The organism is Tritonibacter sp. SIMBA_163, assembly GCF_046535935.1.
Classification (GTDB): Bacteria; Pseudomonadota; Alphaproteobacteria; order Rhodobacterales; family Rhodobacteraceae; genus Epibacterium; species Epibacterium scottomollicae.
Genome location: NZ_JAWJBP010000533.1, coordinates 1 through 267, shown reverse-complemented (window position 1 = coordinate 267; position 267 = coordinate 1). Strand labels below are relative to the sequence as shown.

Sequence of the window (267 nt, the reverse complement as noted above, 5' to 3'; positions counted from 1 at the left end):
CGACGACGATTGCCACCTGGTCCTTCTGCGCGACACCGCCGCGAAACACGACGAATTCGCAATCGCCAAGGTCTCGAAGAGGCACGGGCGTCCGGACGACCACCTCGAAGCTCCGCGCCATCCGGCGGCTCTTGGGAAGATCCAGATGATCGACTTCGGCGCAGGCTGCAAACGTGCGGGCGTGCCGAGGAACCTCGACGCACATCATCGCCGGCAGCAGAAGTGCAAGTCCTGCAACCTCTCCGGCCGTCTGCATCAGCGCAGTCG

1 protein-coding gene is annotated in these 267 nt (G+C 64.4%); it reads right to left on the bottom strand.

Features of this window, described 5'->3' with window-relative positions:
• A partial coding sequence (locus R0J92_RS23415) for a hypothetical protein (RefSeq protein ID WP_411053439.1) occupies positions 1–267 on the bottom strand: 267 nt, incomplete at both ends.